This window comes from Pseudomonas sp. Arb-4-2C (genome assembly GCF_055755015.1).
Genome location: NZ_CM146899.1, coordinates 2,360,225 through 2,376,374, shown reverse-complemented (window position 1 = coordinate 2,376,374; position 16,150 = coordinate 2,360,225). Strand labels below are relative to the sequence as shown.

12 protein-coding genes are annotated in these 16,150 nt (G+C 61.5%); 11 read left to right on the top strand and 1 reads right to left on the bottom strand.

The features are described 5' to 3' along the window. Nucleotides 1-82 precede the first annotated feature (82 nt). A complete protein-coding gene (locus AC0J41_RS10590) occupies nt 83-601 on the bottom strand; it encodes a hypothetical protein (RefSeq protein ID WP_473015485.1) in 519 nt (172 codons plus the stop codon). 326 nt (nt 602-927) lie between these two features. Here AC0J41_RS10590 and AC0J41_RS10585 point away from each other — a divergent pair, with 326 nt between their 5' ends. From AC0J41_RS10585 to AC0J41_RS10535, 11 genes are all read left to right on the top strand, one after another. Then, nucleotides 928-1,281 (top strand): hypothetical protein, encoded by a 354-nt coding sequence (locus AC0J41_RS10585; RefSeq protein ID WP_007968580.1) that lies wholly within the window; start codon nt 928-930, stop codon nt 1,279-1,281. Nucleotides 1,282-1,552: 271 nt separating this feature from the next. Further along, nucleotides 1,553-2,512, top strand: coding sequence for an AAA family ATPase (locus AC0J41_RS10580; protein WP_003218556.1), 960 nt, complete (start codon nt 1,553-1,555; stop codon nt 2,510-2,512). A 5-nt stretch (nt 2,513-2,517) separates the two neighbouring features. Further along, nucleotides 2,518-3,462 (top strand): DUF58 domain-containing protein, encoded by a 945-nt coding sequence (locus AC0J41_RS10575; protein ID WP_473015483.1) that lies wholly within the window; start codon nt 2,518-2,520, stop codon nt 3,460-3,462. Further along, complete coding sequence (locus AC0J41_RS10570) at nt 3,459-3,956, top strand: DUF4381 domain-containing protein (RefSeq protein ID WP_473015482.1); 498 nt, start codon at nt 3,459-3,461, stop codon at nt 3,954-3,956. The genes AC0J41_RS10575 and AC0J41_RS10570 overlap by 4 nt, the downstream gene beginning before the upstream one ends. Continuing rightward, the gene (locus tag AC0J41_RS10565) at nt 3,949-5,028 is read left to right on the top strand and encodes a vWA domain-containing protein (RefSeq protein WP_025113321.1); all 1,080 of its coding nucleotides are present in this window, start codon (nt 3,949-3,951) and stop codon (nt 5,026-5,028) included. Before AC0J41_RS10570 ends, AC0J41_RS10565 begins: the two co-directional genes overlap by 8 nt. Continuing rightward, the gene (locus AC0J41_RS10560) at nt 5,025-6,761 is read left to right on the top strand and encodes a tetratricopeptide repeat protein (protein ID WP_473015481.1); all 1,737 of its coding nucleotides are present in this window, start codon (nt 5,025-5,027) and stop codon (nt 6,759-6,761) included. Before AC0J41_RS10565 ends, AC0J41_RS10560 begins: the two co-directional genes overlap by 4 nt. Beyond that, nucleotides 6,758-8,395, top strand: a complete 1,638-nt coding sequence (locus AC0J41_RS10555) for a BatD family protein (RefSeq protein WP_473015480.1) — start codon at nt 6,758-6,760, stop codon at nt 8,393-8,395. The genes AC0J41_RS10560 and AC0J41_RS10555 overlap by 4 nt, the downstream gene beginning before the upstream one ends. Nucleotides 8,396-8,537: 142 nt before the next feature. Beyond that, nucleotides 8,538-10,541 (top strand): type VI secretion system Vgr family protein, encoded by a 2,004-nt coding sequence (locus AC0J41_RS10550; protein WP_473015478.1) that lies wholly within the window; start codon nt 8,538-8,540, stop codon nt 10,539-10,541. A gap of 56 nt (nt 10,542-10,597) precedes the next feature. Next, nucleotides 10,598-11,404 (top strand): DUF4123 domain-containing protein, encoded by an 807-nt coding sequence (locus AC0J41_RS10545; RefSeq protein ID WP_473015476.1) that lies wholly within the window; start codon nt 10,598-10,600, stop codon nt 11,402-11,404. Next, complete coding sequence (locus AC0J41_RS10540) at nt 11,401-15,027, top strand: toxin VasX (protein WP_473015475.1); 3,627 nt, start codon at nt 11,401-11,403, stop codon at nt 15,025-15,027. The genes AC0J41_RS10545 and AC0J41_RS10540 overlap by 4 nt, the downstream gene beginning before the upstream one ends. Next, on the top strand, nt 15,011-16,138 hold the full coding sequence (locus AC0J41_RS10535) for a hypothetical protein (protein ID WP_473015474.1): 1,128 nt from the start codon (nt 15,011-15,013) through the stop codon (nt 16,136-16,138). Before AC0J41_RS10540 ends, AC0J41_RS10535 begins: the two co-directional genes overlap by 17 nt. Nucleotides 16,139-16,150 lie beyond the last annotated feature (12 nt).

The following is a 16,150-nucleotide window of genomic DNA, read 5'->3' as shown; positions in this document are numbered from 1 at the left end:
CATATCCAGAAACGAAAACGCCCAGGGACGTTTTATCGGCCCTGAGCGTGACATTGGGTTCAGCGCCAGCGTTTGACGCGGATCAGTCCGGCAACTCTTCGTAGGCTCTGAATTTGCTGATCGTGGAGCAGTCGTAGCACGTCGTCCGCAAGATCTGTTTGTTCATGCTGACGTCGATATTGGGAGAGTCGCACTCCCGGCAAAACACCTGCGAAAGATCGGACAAGCGCTCAGCCTGAGCCGCGGTTTTCTGCTCGCGCTCACTCATGCACGCGCTGCATGTACACGGCGCACGCCGCCGAGGGCCGAGTGGCTGATATTGATGTTCGCAACTGACACATTGATAGGGTTTGCGCGATGAGACCGGCGTACCTTTGGCCTGTTGACGAACCCACATGGGCAGGCGGCAGTAGGGACACGTCAACTCCCGACTGACAATCGGCGGCAGCACCTTCAGCAAACTGCGAACGGTCGCGGGAATCTGGAACTCGGCCATCAGGTTGGCACTTTTCTCGCCACTCAGATAGCGCTTATAGATCTGCTCGATCTGTGCCTCGGAAAGATGCCGGATTTCGTCGGCCAACTCGAAATACTGATTCAATTGAAAACTCCTTGCTTTCAGGTTTTGTCTGCGCACGCCTTTGCGTTCGAATGTAAAAATAGTTGTAAAAATGCCGCGAAAACAAGCGATACCCCCTAAATAGGGGTGAAATATGATCCAGATTCCGCGCACCTACAAAGGTGTCGGATATTTCAGGCAAAAGAAGCAGAAAACGCCCTCAGCCTCCTCCTGTTTCAGTCGCTCTCTCGTTCATCCACCACCGGGCGTTGTTAGATAGCGGCCAAGATCTAGCAGCAGAAATCTTCTCGGGCTGGCAGAATCGCGCCCAATTGCGACCAACACGCCCGCCGAGGCAGGAATTCCCCATGCAAATGACCACCGCCCTACTGATCGTCAATCCGTGCGACGACGAAGAAGACAACATGGCCATGCTCTGCTGCCACAGCGACAAGGGCGATATGTTTCTGATGAGCCGCTACCCGGACGAGGACGAACTGGAAATCACCCTGGATGGCGAACCTTCGACCCTCGACGGCGTAAAGGTCACCCTGAGCAAGACGCTGCTGAAAATCGAAATCGCGGCGGCGGATGCCGATGCGTTGAATGGGGATGATGTGCTGGAAATCACCTTCAACCCGGATATGGTGGATCTGGATGAGGTTGAGGAAACCCTGAAGAACATTCTGGATGGCACCGGGACTTACATCAGCCAGATTTGATGTTGGCCTCACGGGCCCTTTCGCGAGCAGGCTCGCTCCCACTCTGACCGGTGTACGCCGTTCAAATGTGGGAGCGAGCCTGCTCGCGAAGAGGCCTTGAAGAACACCGCACCTCTCCCCCCGCTACAAAAATCCAACAATTACCCCGGTCATTTCCTGCACTTTGCGCAAAATGCCGTTAGTCGCCACCCCCCTCGATGGATTAAAGTAACGCCCCCAGCCCCGGCGTTATCCGAACGCCTGGGGCCACCCTTTCCAGGAACAGTCACCGATGGAACATCGTGAAGCGCTGCTAGCGCTGCGAACCTTTCTTTCAACGCAGATTCTCGGCCAGGAAAAACTCATCGAGCGCTTGCTCATCGCCCTGCTCGCCGACGGCCACATGCTGGTCGAGGGCGCTCCGGGTCTGGCCAAGACCAAAGCGATCAAAGAACTCGCCGAGGGCATCGAAGCCCAGTTCCATCGCATCCAGTTCACCCCCGACCTGCTGCCGGCCGACATTACCGGCACCGAGATCTATCGCCCGGAAACCGGCAGTTTTGTGTTCCAGCAGGGGCCGATCTTCCACAACCTGGTGCTGGCGGACGAAATCAACCGTGCCCCGGCCAAGGTGCAATCGGCGCTGCTCGAAGCCATGGCCGAACGTCAGGTCAGCGTCGGGCGCAGCACGTACGAACTGTCGCCACTGTTCCTGGTGATGGCCACGCAGAACCCGATCGAGCAGGAAGGCACCTACCCGCTGCCGGAAGCGCAGCTCGACCGCTTCCTGATGCACGTGAAAATCGGCTTCCCGGACGCCGCCGTCGAACGCCGGATTCTGCAACAGGCCCGTGGCGAAGCGCTGAACGGCGAAACCAAGCCTGAACGCCGGGTCAGCCAGCAGGCGATCTTCGCCGCGCGCAAGGAAATCCTCGGTCTGTACATGGCCGACGCCGTGGAGGAATACCTGGTGCAACTGGTCATGGCCACCCGCACCCCGGCCAAATTCGACCCGGAAATGGCCGAGTGGATCGCCTATGGCGCCAGCCCGCGCGGCTCCATCGCCCTTGACCGCTGCGCCCGTGCCCACGCCTGGCTGGCCGGACGCGACTTCGTCAGCCCCGAAGACATTCAGGCGGTGCTGTTCGACGTGTTGCGTCACCGCATCATTCTGTCGTTTGAAGCCGAAGCCGCCGGCATCGATCAGGATCGGGTGGTGCAGCGGATTCTCGACGTCGTAGCCGTCGCTTGACCCCCATGAGCGCCCCCCTGCCGTCCGAACCGGGCATCCGCATCAGCCTCACCGACCTGATCGAGATGCGTCACCGTGTGCGCGAAGTGCAGCTGTTTTCCACGCCGAGCCAGCGCAGCCCGCTGATCGGCCTGCATCACTCGAAATTCCGCGGTCGCGGGGTCGACTTCGATCAAGTGCGGGTCTATCAGGCCGGCGACGACGTGCGCACCATCGACTGGCGCGTGACGGCGCGCACCCAGGAGCCGCACACCAAGCTGTTCCATGAAGAGCGCGAGCGGCCGATCTTCATCATGGTCGAGCAGAGTACCCGGCTGTTTTTCGGTTCCGGGCTGATGTTCAAGTCGGTGCTCGCGGCGCAAGCGGCGGCACTGATCGGCTGGGCCGCGCTGGGCCACAACGACCGGGTCGGCGGGCTGGTGTTCGGTGACAACGAGCATTACGAAATCAAACCGCGCCGCAGCAAGCAGAGCCTGTTGCAGTTGCTCAATCGCCTGGTGAAGGTCAATCAGTCGCTGCACAGCGAACGCGAGCCGGACCGCGACGCCCTCGGCGTGGCGCTGCGCCGGGCCCGCGAGGTGTTGCGCCCGGGCAGCCTGGTGATCGTGATCTGCGATGAGCGTGCGCTGTCTGACAGCGCCGAACAGCAACTGAGCCTGCTGTCGCGCCATTGCGACCTGCTGATGCTGCCGCTGTCCGATCCGCTGGACCACGCCCTGCCCGCCGCCGGGCTTTTGAGGTTCGCGGAAAGAGGCGCGCAACTGGAACTCGACACGCTCAATTTCGACCTGCGCCAGACTTATCGCGCTCAGGCCGAAGCCCGCATCGCGCGCTGGGAATTGCTCGCGCAGAAACTGCGGGTGCTGCTGATGCCGTTGAGCACGCAAAGTGAAATGGTCGAGCAGATGCGTGAATTCCTCAATCCGCAGCGCCCGGGGAGCAGTCGATGAACGGCCTCGAGCAACTGCAACCCCTGATCTCCCCGCCCCCGATCGACTTCTGGCCGCCGGCGCCAGGTTGGTGGTTGCTGCTTTTATTGTTGCCGCTGCTGGGTTTCGCGGCGTGGCGCCTGCGCCGGTTCATACCGACCAGGAAACGCCCGATCGTACGCGCCGAGCAACCACTGGACCCGGTGCGCATCGCCGCACTGGCCGAACTGGCACAAATGCCCAAACCCTACGACGGCGCGCCGGCCGGGGCGTGGCTGCAGCAACTCAACGGCTTGCTCAAGCGCCTGTGCCGCAACCATTACCCCTACAGCCAGAGCCACACCCTCAATGGCCGCAAATGGCTGGCGTTTCTCGACAACCGTTGCCCGGCCGCCGGCCTGACACGCTGGATGGTGCTGGTCGAAGGCGCCTACAAACCCGAATGCAAACTCGACGACAAAGCCATCGCCGGCCTGACGCAAGCCGTCGACACCTGGATTCGCAAGCATGTTTGAGTTCGCCTGGCCGTGGATCTTCGTGCTGCTGCCGCTGCCGTGGCTGATGCGCCTGGTGCTGCCGGTGGCCGACAGCGGCGAGCCGGCGCTGCGCGTGAGTTTTTTGTCCGACCTCGAAGGCCTGGCGCGTCGACGTGCCCGCGCCAACCTGCCGGCGTGGCGCCAACAAGCGCCGTTCCTGCTGCTGTGGCTATTGCTGCTGAGCGCCGCCGCGCGTCCGCAATGGCTCGGCGAACCGTTGCCGATTGCCGCCAGCGGTCGTGATCTGCTGGTGGCGGTGGATGTGTCCGGCTCGATGGATTTTCCCGACATGCAGTGGCAGGACGAAGACGTCAGCCGCTTGTCGCTGGTCCAGCATTTGCTCGGCGACTTTCTCGAAAGCCGTGACGGCGACCGGGTCGGTCTGATCCTGTTCGGCAGTCAGGCGTACCTGCAGGCACCGCTGACTTTCGACCGCCACACCGTGCGCGTCTGGCTCGATGAGGCGCGCATCGGTATTGCCGGCAAGAACACCGCCATCGGCGATGCGATCGGCCTGGCGCTGAAGCGCCTGCGCATGCGTCCGGCACAAAGCCGGGTACTGATTCTGGTGACCGACGGGGCCAACAACGGCGGCGAAATCGATCCGCTGACCGCGGCAAAACTGGCCGCCAGCGAGGGGGTGAAAATCTACCCGATCGGCATCGGGGCCGACCCGCAAGACAGTGGCAGCACCGGCCTGCTCGGGGTCAACCCGAGCCTGGACCTCGACGAACCGGCACTCAAGGCCATCGCCGCCGCCACCGGCGGTCAGTACTTCCGAGCCCGCGACGGCAAGGAGCTGCAAGCGATCAAGGAGACCCTCGATCAACTCGAACCGGTAACCCAGCAGCCGACGCAGGCGCGCCCGGCACAAGCCTTGTATCAGTGGCCATTGGCGTTTGCCTTGCTGCTGAGCCTGTTGCTGGTCGCCCGTGAATTGTGGCCGGACAACCCGCTGCAACGCCTGTTCACCAAGGAGCTGTATCTGCAAAGTCCGTTGCCTGACTGGCGCGCGCGCCTCAAACGCCTGCGTCTGCGGAGGCGCCGATGATCGCGCTCTGGCCGCACTGGTTCCGCCCCTGGTGGCTGCTGTTGTTTCCGCTGCTGGGCTGGCTGCTCTGGCAACTCTGGCACCGGCAGAAGCGCGCCGGGCGCTGGCAGATGATTCTGCCGCCGGCGTTCCACGCCACCCTGCTCAGCGGTGGCAGCGGACGCGACAGCAAACTGCCGTGGGTTGCCCTCGGGGTGGCTTGGCTGCTGACCCTTGTCGCGCTGCTCGGGCCCAGTTGGGAGCGGGTCGAACAGAACAGCCAGAAGCCTGCCGATCCGCTGGTGGTGGTGCTTGAACTGACCCCGGAAATGCTCGCCACCGACTCACCGCCCACGCGTCTGGAACAGGCCCGGCGCAAGCTGTTCGACCTGTTGCAGGCCCGCAGCGATGCGCAAACGGCGATCGTCGTCTACGCCGGCAGCGCGCATACGCTGGTGCCGCTGTCGGATGACCTGGCGACCAGTCGCAATCTGCTCGACGCGCTCAAGCCGTCGTTGATGCCGGAAAGCGGCCACCGCGCCGACCTTGGCGTGAGCAAGGCACTGGCATTGCTCAAGCAAGGCGCGCTCGGTCAGGGGCGGATTCTGCTGATCGGCTCCTCGCTGACAGAAGAAGAACGCCAAGGCATTCGCCGCGCCCTCGGTAAACAATCGGCGCAACTGCTGATGCTCGGCATCGGCACCGCCGAAGGCGCACCGATTGCCCAGGAGGACGGCAGCTTCCTCAAGGACGAACAAGGCGCGATCCGCGTGCCGCAACTCGACAGCCCGAGCCTCGGCGCTTTTCTCGCCAGCGTCGGCGGCGAATACCACAGCGCGCGGCTGGACGAGACCGACTTGCACGCCCTCGGCCTGCTCGACGGCCCCCGCAGCCTGCGCAACGATGGCCAGACCGTGCGCCTCGACACCTGGGCCGATCAGGGCTACTGGCTGTTGTTGCCGCTGTTGCTGCTGGCTGCCTGCGCCGGGCGACGTGGCTGGCTGTTCTGCCTGCCACTGCTGTTGTGCCTGCCGCAGCCAAGCTACGCTTTCGACTTCGAAGACCTGTGGCTGCGTCCCGACCAACAGGGCCTGCACCTGCTCAAGCAGAAGCGCCCGGCCGACGCCGCCGAGCACTTTGAAGATCACCAGTGGCAAGGACTGGCGTTGTATGAGGCCGGCGATTACAGTGGCGCCGCTCAGCGTTTCGCCGAAGGCAGCGATGCCCGCGCCCACTACAATCGTGGCAACGCCCTGGCGAAAAGCGGCGAGCTGGAAGCAGCCATCGACGCCTATGAGCAAGCGCTGGAACTGCAACCGGATTTGCGCCCGGCACTGACCAACAAGGCGCTGGTGGAAAACCTGCTCAAGCAGAAGCAGACTCCGCCGCCGGCAGAACCGCAGACGCCACCGGCCCAGCCGAACCTGCCCGGCGATGAGCCACCGCCGGCGACCGCGCCGCCAGCGGCAGTCAAAAGCGAGACCCCGAGCGAGGCGCAACCCGGCGAATCGACCAGTGAACCGCCGCCGACCACGCCGCCGCAGCCAGGCCCCAACGAAGTGCCGGGCATTGATGAAGCGGAAGAAACGAACACCGTGCCGACGCTGCGTCCAAGCGAGGACAACCTCGAAGGTGAGCAACGTCAGGCCCTGGAACAATGGCTGGGCAAAATCCCCGACGACCCGGGCGAACTGCTACGACGCAAATTCTGGTACGAACAGCAACAACATCAGGATCAGGAAAAAACTCGATGACCCGTTTCACCGCTCTCTTGCTGCCCCTGCTGATCTGCACGGCCACAGCCCAGGCGGCCGAGTTGACGGCCAGCGTGGATCGCAGTCGCCTGAACTCCGGCGAGACGGTCGAACTCACCCTCGAAACCAGTGATGTCACGCAGTTCGGCAAACCTGACCTGACGCCGCTGGAGCCGTTGTTCGAGGTGCGCGGTACGCGCCAGGTCAACCAGTTGAACACCCTCAGCGGCGACAACCGCGCCACCACCCGTTGGATCATCACCCTACTGCCGAAAGAGAACGGCAGCGTGGTCATTCCGCCGCTGCAACTGGGTGATGTGCAGAGCCAGCCGATCACCGTGCAAGTGGTCGAGAGCGACACCCGCGAAGAAAAAAGCAATCCGGCTCCGGTGTTCATCGAGGCCAGTCTCGACCAGTCCAGCGTGTATGTGCAGGCGCAGGCGATCCTGACGTTGCGTATTTACCACTCGGTGTCGCTGTACGACGACAGCAGCCTGACCCCGCTGCAGATCGCCGATGCACGGATCGAGCAACTGGGCGACACACGCACCTACGAAAAAGACATCGACGGCGTGCGCCATGGCGTGATCGAGATGCGCTACGCGATCTACCCGCAGCACAGCGGCTTGCTGCTCATCGCCCCGCAGACGTTCAGCGCCACGCTGGTCGACACCCAGCCCAGTCAGGACGCCACCGCGCAAGGACCGAAACCGGGCAAGCTGCTGCGCGTCAATTCCGCCGAGATTGCGCTGACGGTCAAACCGAAACCGCTGACCTATCCGGCCGATGCGCCATGGCTGCCCGCACGCAGCCTGAGCCTGAGCGAAAGCTGGAACCCGGAGCCGGAGCACATTCAGGTCGGTGACTCCCTGACCCGCAGCCTGACCCTGAAAGCCGAAGGCCTGGCCAGTTCACAGTTGCCGGCCCTGCCCGCCACCGACGCCAACGGCCTGCGTCGCTACCCGGATCAACCGGTGCTGAGCAACCAGAGCGGCGAGCGCGGCCTGATCGGCAGCCGTGAAGAACGCGAAGCGCTGGTGCCCAGCCGCAGCGGCGCCATCGAACTGCCGACCGTGGACGTGATCTGGTGGAACACCTTCGAGGATCACCTGGAACACACCAGCCTGCCGGCGCGCACTCTACAAGTGGCGAACAACCCAAGCCTGCAGGTCGACACCCCGGCCGGCACCCTGCAATCGGCCAGCGTCGACAGCGACACCCTGTGGTGGTGGAAACTCAGCACGCTGATCCTCGCCTGCACCACCCTGCTGGGCTTCGGTCTGTGGTGGCGTGCGCGCTGGCAACCGGCGGTGCACCGCGCCGCACAAACCGGCCCGAGCCCGCGCACCTTGATGGACGACATCAAACGGGCGAGCCAGGCGAACGATCCGCAAGCGACGCGACAGGCGCTGGATGCGTGGGCGCGGCAGCAGCCGGAAACGCTAGCGGACATGGCAGCGCGGTTTGTGCCGTTGTCGGATGCGCTCGACGGCCTCAACGGTGCGCTGTACAGCGAGACCGGTCAGCACTGGCAGGGTGAGGATTTGTGGCGGGCGATCCGCACGATTCCGGCGGCGGAGCGAGTGCAGGATCCGGTGGGTGACAGCGGCTTGCCGCCGCTTTATCCGAAGTGATTTCTGTAGGATTTATAGCCTGACAGCAAGCCGCTCAGCCCAACCGGAAAGGCCCTACGTCAAACGCCGATTTATCTGACTTCACCGATGTGCCCATCTTCCCCCACAGTCCTGTGCCTTACACAGACACAGGGAAATGTGGATGCTTACCGCCGACCAATCCGTCGTTTTCAGACTCGATATCAAGGACGTTCCCCACGACTTTCAGGTATACGAGTTCTGCGCCATTGAGGCGCTCAACCAAACCTACAGGGTCGAACTCGAACTGGTCAGCGAGCATCGCGACCTTGATCTCGAGTCCTTGCTGCACCGTCCAGCGTTTCTCTCATTCTGTGCCAACGGCGATGGCCTGCATGGTCAGATTTATCGAATCGCCCAAGGTGACTCCGGTGCTCGCCTGACGCACTACCAGATTGTTCTGGTGCCGTATCTGGCTTACCTCGCCCACCGCCACAATCAGCGGATCTTTCAACAGCAAAGCGTTCCGCAAATCATCGCCACCCTCTTGAGCGACCATGGTCTGCAGCCCGATGCCTGGCGTTTTCAACTCGGTGCCGATTACCCGCCACGCCTGTACTGTGTGCAGTTCGACGAGACAGATCTGCACTTCATCCAGCGCTTGTGCGAGGAAGAAGGCCTGCACTTTCATTTCCAGCACAGCAGCGATGGGCATCTGCTGGTGTTTGGCGACGACCAGACCGTCTTCCCCAGACCTGACGCGCCAACCGCTTATGCGCAAGGCAGGGGCATGGTGGCCGACAAGTCGGTGATCGACCGCTTCAACGTGCGCCTGGAAACTCGTACCAGCCACGTCAGTCGCCGCGACTATCACTTCGAAAAACCCACGGTGCAACTGGACGCGGAAGTCAAAGAGCAACGGTTGCCGGCGCTTGAGGATTACCGTTTTCCGGGGCAGTTCACTCATCGTGATCAGGGTAAGCATTTGAGTCGGCGCGCGCTTGAGCGGCACCGCGCCGATTACCGTCAGAGTCAGGGGCGCAGTTATCAAAGCCTGATGCGCAGCGGCAGTTTCGTCGATGTGAGTGAACACCCACGCGCCGACTGCAATGGCTTGTGGCTGCTGACCCGTGTTGAACACGTCGGCCGACAACCGCAAGTGCTTGAGGAAGCATCAGCCGCCCCGACTACGGACGATGGCTTCAGTCAGGGCTATCGCAATACCTTCGTCGCGACGCCTTGGGAAGTGATTTTCCGTCCCGCACTGCAACACCCAAAACCACGAATGACCGGCCACCAGCACGCCGTGGTGACCGGGCCGGCCGGCGAAGAAATCTACTGCGACGCCTATGGACGAGTAAAAGTCCAACTGCTGTGGGATCGCGAAGGCCAGCTCAACGAGCAATCCAGTTGCTGGTTGCGCGTCGCCACTGGCTGGGCCCATGACCGATACGGCAGCGTGCAGATTCCGCGCGTTGGCATGGAAGTACTGGTCGGGTTCACCGAAGGCGATCCGGACAAGCCGTTTGTGACAGGTTGCCTGCCCAATGCGACGACGCCGCTACCGCTGGATCTGCCGGCCGAACGCACGCGCAGCATTTGGCGTAGCCAGAGCAGCCCCGGCGGTAGCGGCTATAACGAACTGCGCATCGAGGACAGAAAGGGCGTTGAAGAAATCGCCATTCGCGCCCAGCGTGACTTGGCTCAGTGGGTGCTCAATGACCAACGGGTGCAGGTCGACAACTCGCACACCATGGTCGTCGGCGGCGTTTGCAGTCTTGACCTGCGCAGTGATGAGCATCATCTGACCCACGGCAATCGCCTCACCGAACTCAAGCGGGACGACCATCTTTGGGTGCAGGGCGACCGCCATATTCGGGTCGCCAGCCAACGGCTCAGTGCCAGCGAGCAAATTCACCTCGGCGCTGGCCAGCAAGTGGTCATCGATGGCGGCACCCATGTAACGATCAAGGCGGGCGGGCATTGGCTGACGCTGGGGCCTGAGGGCCTATGCAGCAGCGTGCCGATTGTCCAGGGGGGCGCGCCTGCGGTTGGGCAGCCCGCAGAACCGTTGGTAGCGGGCGCGTTGCCGTTGTTGAAGCTGACGGTAGATCCGCTTCAGCAACGCATCAATCTGCTTTCAAACAGCACATCACGCTGCCTGATTTGCGAGGCGAGCCCAGCATGAACTTCTCGCCTTTACTGCCCACAGACCTGCCGTGGAATGAGCAACTCGCTTTTGTATTGCTGGACGGCGCGACCCAGACAAACCTGTTGGAGCGCTTGAAACAGCATGACCCCGGCGTCAGCTCTATCGCCCTGTTCGACGGCACGCCCTTCACCGAGCTACGGGACATCTCACCGCTGTTGGTGACGATTGAACACCCTGAGGCGGCCATTTTTCAGTTCTATTGCGAGCATGCCCAAGAGGAATGGGGGGTGCTGCTGTTCAGCCCTGAGCCTGCCCATGCCGTGGCACAGCATTTGCGAAAACTGCTGGCCGTTGAAATCACGGAGGACCTGCCAGTCATGCTGCGACTGGCCGATGCTGCCGTGGCGAACGTGCTGTTTGGCAGCGACGATCAACGACTGTTTGGCCCGCTGTCCTGTGTCCTGACGGCTGATTGCGTTGCTGCGAATTGGCATCGACACCAGCCTCGTCTGCCTGAGCGCCTCGACCTGCCGACGCCCTATCGCCTGAGTGCTGAGCAAAATTCAGCACTGGACCAGGCGGATCACCGCCGCGCGCTGATCGAACTCGACGCCCATCTGCTCAGCTACTTCCCGGCCCACCATGACGGTAAAACCCTGGCCCAGCGCTGGCCACGGCTCGAACAGCTACGGGAGCAGGCCCGTGCGCTGGATTTGAGCAGCAAGTCCGAACTGTTCTTCTACGCCAACGTCATGGCCTCAATGGAGGGCGCGACGCCCGAACAGCATTCGCACATTCATCAATTGCTGCAGACGTCATCACTGCAACCGCCCGATGAGCGCGTTGCGCTGGCTGCAGAGCTTGCTCATCAGTGGGCCATTCAACGGGGCCAATCATGACATCACTCGCCAACCTCGCCGCGGCTGCGGCCTCCAAAACGCCGATTGGCTCGCTGGGCGCCTGCCCCTTGCGCAAAACCCACGTGCAGCTTCTGCCTTTGCGCTACGGCCTGGTGGAAAAAATCGTCGCCCCCGGCGCCTCGCTGAAACTGCCCTACGCTCTGCAGACCCGACAACTGGGCATCCGCAGGCTGCGCGATGGCTGGTTATATGTGATCGATAGCGTGACCGGCCACTTGCATGAGTACCGGGTTCTCGATGGATCGATCAGCGCCTTGCTGCACAAAGGCGCCAAGGTCGACAGTGACCAGCGCACAGCGATCGAAGAGCGCCCGGCACTGGTGTTTTCCCGGCGCAGCCTGTTGCATGTGTGCTTTGCCGAAGTCCAGTGGGCCGCGGCCAAATGCGCGCAAGTGACCGACAACCCCAAGGAGCGCGAGTACTTCATGCAGGCCATCGATCTCGGCCCGGTGAATTGCGAAACCGGTGGCGAGCACCTGTTGACGGTCACACAGGCGAGGACATGGATGGCAGAGATCGCGACCGTGCCGGCCAAGCAGGCACAGGCTGAAGAAAATCGCGCCATGCTGAAAAAAGCTTCGCCAGCAGACGCGGTTCTAATGCCCGAAGTTGAGGTCTACAGCGCCCCCGAGCACGAACGCGAACCTTATCTGTGGGAGCAGCCTCGACGCTTTCGCGACGCGCATATCGGTGAGTTTCTCGGGCGGGTGCGCCCGGCTTATCAGGACGACACGCTGTTTCTCGTGATTGAGGACGATCTCGGGGTGCTGCGTGACCTCGCCAACTATCAAGATACAGTGGCCGGTTGGCTCGACCACTGGAGCAATACCTACAACAACGAGCGTGATTATCTACTGGCCTGCTATATCGAGTCCCTGAGCCAGCTCAGTCCGGCAGATGTCGGCAACCTGAACAAGGCCAGCGATGACCCGGCGGTCAACGCCCTGCTGGGCGATCTGCAACAGTTGCCTGAGCCCACTCAGGGACGCACGCGCGAAGCCTTGCTTAACTACCTGAACAAGGGCGGCAAGGTCGAGGTGGACGGTGTTCCCGTCCCGCCCGAACTCGAGCAATTGCGCAGCGCGGCGGCGGCTGAAGCAAAGAAGATGCTTATGCTTCAGGGCGCAGCGCCAGACCTCAATGCGCACCGGCGCGCCATTGAAGACGCCGACCGCACCTACTACACCCGCCAACACTTTGCGATGGCACCTCTCGACTTCGTTGAGCGGCATCTCGCAACGCTGATCAAACTCGGCAGGGAGCAAAACAACCGTATTGAGGACGTGCTTGAAGGCTCCCGTCTTTCCGGCAAACGCGGGATCAACGATTTCATTGATCGCCCGGCCATGGACGAGACGCTGTTTCAACACCGCGCCGACCTCAAGCGCTGGAACCGCTTGCTCGAACGCATCACCGCCGACCGCACGGACCTTGTATGTGCCGGGCGTTTCCATCGCTCGGCCTGGTATTACGATGCGCACCACCCGCAGCAACTGGCCGAGGCCTTCGCGGCCGAATACGCCTGCATCAAAGACATCTGCCGCAGCGACCACGCCAGTGAAAAAATGCTGGGGTTTCTGGAAGAACACCCGCAGATGACGCGGTCGCCGTTCTATACCTTGCCGCTACGGGTCAGACCTGACCTGCTGGTGCAATACAGCCTGCTGTCGAATGCCGGAGCCGGCCTGTTCAACAACCTTCCCGATTGGCTGGAAACCCTGCGCAACATCGAGCATCCGCACCTGCCGGCCCTCGATGATTTACCCGAACATACCCGAGCCCTCGCCGACGCGGTGCAACACAGTTACAGCCCGGCGTTGAATCTGGGGCTGAGCCGCGCACTGGAAGGCTTCGACCTGGCGCAAGGGAAAATCCCCGACCTTGACGAACTGTTCCGCCATCTGCCCAAGGCATTGCCGGCACGCATCCTCGATGCGGCGAAAAGCACCGGAGTGACCTTCACCGTCGCCACCCCGGCCGAACACAAGGCGCTGCAAACCGACATCAAGGACCTGCTCCGCGAACGTGCCGACCTCAAGTTACTCAACAATGAGCGCAACCGGCTTACCCACAATAAAAATCTCGCGGGCCACAAGACTGCACGTGCGATGGAGTTGCAGACCGAGATCGTTCGGGTGCGTGCCGGGTTGACTCAACTTGAAGGCAGGCTCGCGGGCGCGCTGAGCCCGATTGCCGAATTGCCGGATGCATCGGTGCGCCTGTACGGCGCCGCCCCCGCCCGGGCGGGAGTGACGGTGGTGTTCGCTGCGGCGCAACAGCAGGAGGTGAGGAGTTTGCTGAAGAACATTCGGCTGGGGGTTCAGAGTGTGCCGAGGGCAGATTTGATCAAGAGTGAAGGGGTTGGGTTGTTGGTGTTTTTGGCGCAGGCGGTGAATTTGGTGGGGGTTTTGAAAGAGACAGTCAAGCAATCACGAAACGAAAGAACTATTGGACCGTTGTTGAATGCAGCAGCGGCAACAGGTGCCGCAGGATTTTCCGCAGCACAAAGCCTGGCAGATACCGCTTTGAAAACGCAGAGCGATAGGCTGGTCCGATCAGCTCAACATCACGCGTTAGAGAACGTGCATGTGCAGATGGGGAAAATGCATTTGGGACTTGGTTTTGCTACCTACGGGTTTGGGATCATAGCTTCATCGGCCAGTCTTAATACTCAGCTACAGAACTGGCAGAGCGCGACGCGAAGCGGAAATCACGCGGCCCAGGGGAGTGCTGCTCTTGCCACAATTGGCGCAGCCGGCATGACAAGCGTCAATGCCTATGGCTTTGGTCAAACTTTGCAAGCGGGTTACACATTACTGATCGCTAGAAGTTCCGCAGCAAGAACAGCCGCGTGGGCTGCCGCCGGCACACGGCTGTCTACCGTATTTTTCCGGGTCAATCTGGCCGGTGCATTGTTCACCGTACTGGAGCTGGGTGGCACCTGGCTGTACAACCGCTACAACATCAGCACCCACGACAAGTGGCTGAGAACCACACCCTGGAGCCTGGACAGTGATGAACGCGGTAACTACACCCTGGATGAGTACCAGCGTTACCTTGGCGACCTGATTCATGCACCCTTTGCACTACTCGGCCCCGAAAAGCATGACTCACTGCTGAAGAACCTGTTTTTGCGCGCCAAGCCCAGTGATATTCATCTGGAGTTGCCGGGCGTACAACTCAGTGACTTCCAGCCACCGTTAAGCGGTAAAGCGTCCCACCGCCTGGGCATCGGCGCCCATCGGTTGTTTCGCCCGCTCGACAGCCGCGGGGTCGCGCGGGAACGCAAGGATGAGATCAGCAATGAAGTGGCGGACAGCCTGCAGATCGTGCAAACAAATCCGCTGATCCTGTGCCTGCAATATCCGCTTAATCGTGAGGCGCCGCTGACCCCCGCGGTCGAGACACTCGAGTTGGGCGTGTGCGTGCAAAAGCTCAACGGCAAAGGCGAGTGGATCTCTCGCACGCACTTCATTCATCTCAACCCTCGAGGCGAAGGTCATTACCCTTCTTTACCGCCCAAATCCGTCACCGAGCCCCCGCCCCTGTTACTGGTTGAAACCCATTTGCTGGAGCTGGTCAACCATGCCCAAAAGCCTTGATCCCGTGCCGACAACGCACCTCGAGCAACCTCGCAAAGCCGGAGATATCGAGCCTTTTCCCAGCGGGAAGATCACCTATCTCGCGCCGTTGCCGCTGCCCACTCAGCTGCAACCTCGTAGCCCCCATATTGGAGAGTTGAACCAGGTTTACATGGACTTCGGGTTGGGATCGCCTCAAGTCTTTATGTGGCAGGTGACATTGGGCGGGCCGTTAACCTTAGCCTTTATGTTTAGTGCCCTTTTCCCATTGTTCTGCTTTTTTTTCGCTCTCGTTTTGGGGTACGAGTGGGATTACTCTTGGGAGTTTACGACCGATGTTTTTTTTGAAGCGTCAAAACTCGGGCTACTAACAGCCTTTATCAGCCTCTTCATCGGCCTCTGCGTCTGGCTCCACAATCACAACAAACGCGCTGAAATCATCCCCACCCGCTTCAACCGCCAACGCCGTGAAGTCTGTTTCATGCCCGAGGACGCCACCGAACCGCTCTTCGTCCCGTGGGAGTCGCTCTCGGCCTGGGTCATCGAAGCCCAGAGCGCCACCCAGTACGGCATCCGCCGCCAATACGGCATGGGCATCGGCTTCCAGCATGGCGAAGTCCTCACCAGCGTCGAATTCCCTTGCACCGGCCTACCCATCGCCATCAGCCATTGGGAAGCCATCCGCGGCTACATGGAGTTCGAAGTCAACGACCTCAAATCGATTCAGTACCAGCAAGACCTGCAAGGCCCCGACGATCCGCCCCACGAAGGCCTGCACACATTCCATAACGCCCGCGCGCGCATGCATCAGCAGATCCGTGATGGCGAGCGCGGTCGGGTGTCGGGGTTCTTCTGGTACCTGTATCACGTCATGACCTTCTGGACGCTGCCCAATCATTTGGTCGAATGGGAAATCCGCCGCATCAAGGCCATGGGCCAACACGTGTTGCCCGAAGTCATGCGCGAGTGGTCAGAGCCGCTGCCACAGCAGAAATGGGCGAAACCCAGCGAAGAACTGCTGCGAATGAGCGCCCAGGTCAGGACACTACAAAAACGTCTGCCACACCGGGCGATCACCGCGATATTTGCTGAAGTGCAGCGAATGGACAGCAGCACCACACATCGCGCATGAAGCGAACGCAAG

Coding starts and splice junctions, on each gene's coding strand:
- AC0J41_RS10540 (WP_473015475.1), top strand. CDS start 11,401: ATGACATCACTCGCCAACCTCGCCGCGGCTGCGGCCTCCAAAACGCCG.
- AC0J41_RS10575 (WP_473015483.1), top strand. CDS start 2,518: ATGAGCGCCCCCCTGCCGTCCGAACCGGGCATCCGCATCAGCCTCACC.
- AC0J41_RS10555 (WP_473015480.1), top strand. CDS start 6,758: ATGACCCGTTTCACCGCTCTCTTGCTGCCCCTGCTGATCTGCACGGCC.
- AC0J41_RS10560 (WP_473015481.1), top strand. CDS start 5,025: ATGATCGCGCTCTGGCCGCACTGGTTCCGCCCCTGGTGGCTGCTGTTG.
- AC0J41_RS10535 (WP_473015474.1), top strand. CDS start 15,011: ATGCCCAAAAGCCTTGATCCCGTGCCGACAACGCACCTCGAGCAACCT.
- AC0J41_RS10585 (WP_007968580.1), top strand. CDS start 928: ATGCAAATGACCACCGCCCTACTGATCGTCAATCCGTGCGACGACGAA.
- AC0J41_RS10550 (WP_473015478.1), top strand. CDS start 8,538: ATGCTTACCGCCGACCAATCCGTCGTTTTCAGACTCGATATCAAGGAC.
- AC0J41_RS10580 (WP_003218556.1), top strand. CDS start 1,553: ATGGAACATCGTGAAGCGCTGCTAGCGCTGCGAACCTTTCTTTCAACG.
- AC0J41_RS10570 (WP_473015482.1), top strand. CDS start 3,459: ATGAACGGCCTCGAGCAACTGCAACCCCTGATCTCCCCGCCCCCGATC.
- AC0J41_RS10565 (WP_025113321.1), top strand. CDS start 3,949: ATGTTTGAGTTCGCCTGGCCGTGGATCTTCGTGCTGCTGCCGCTGCCG.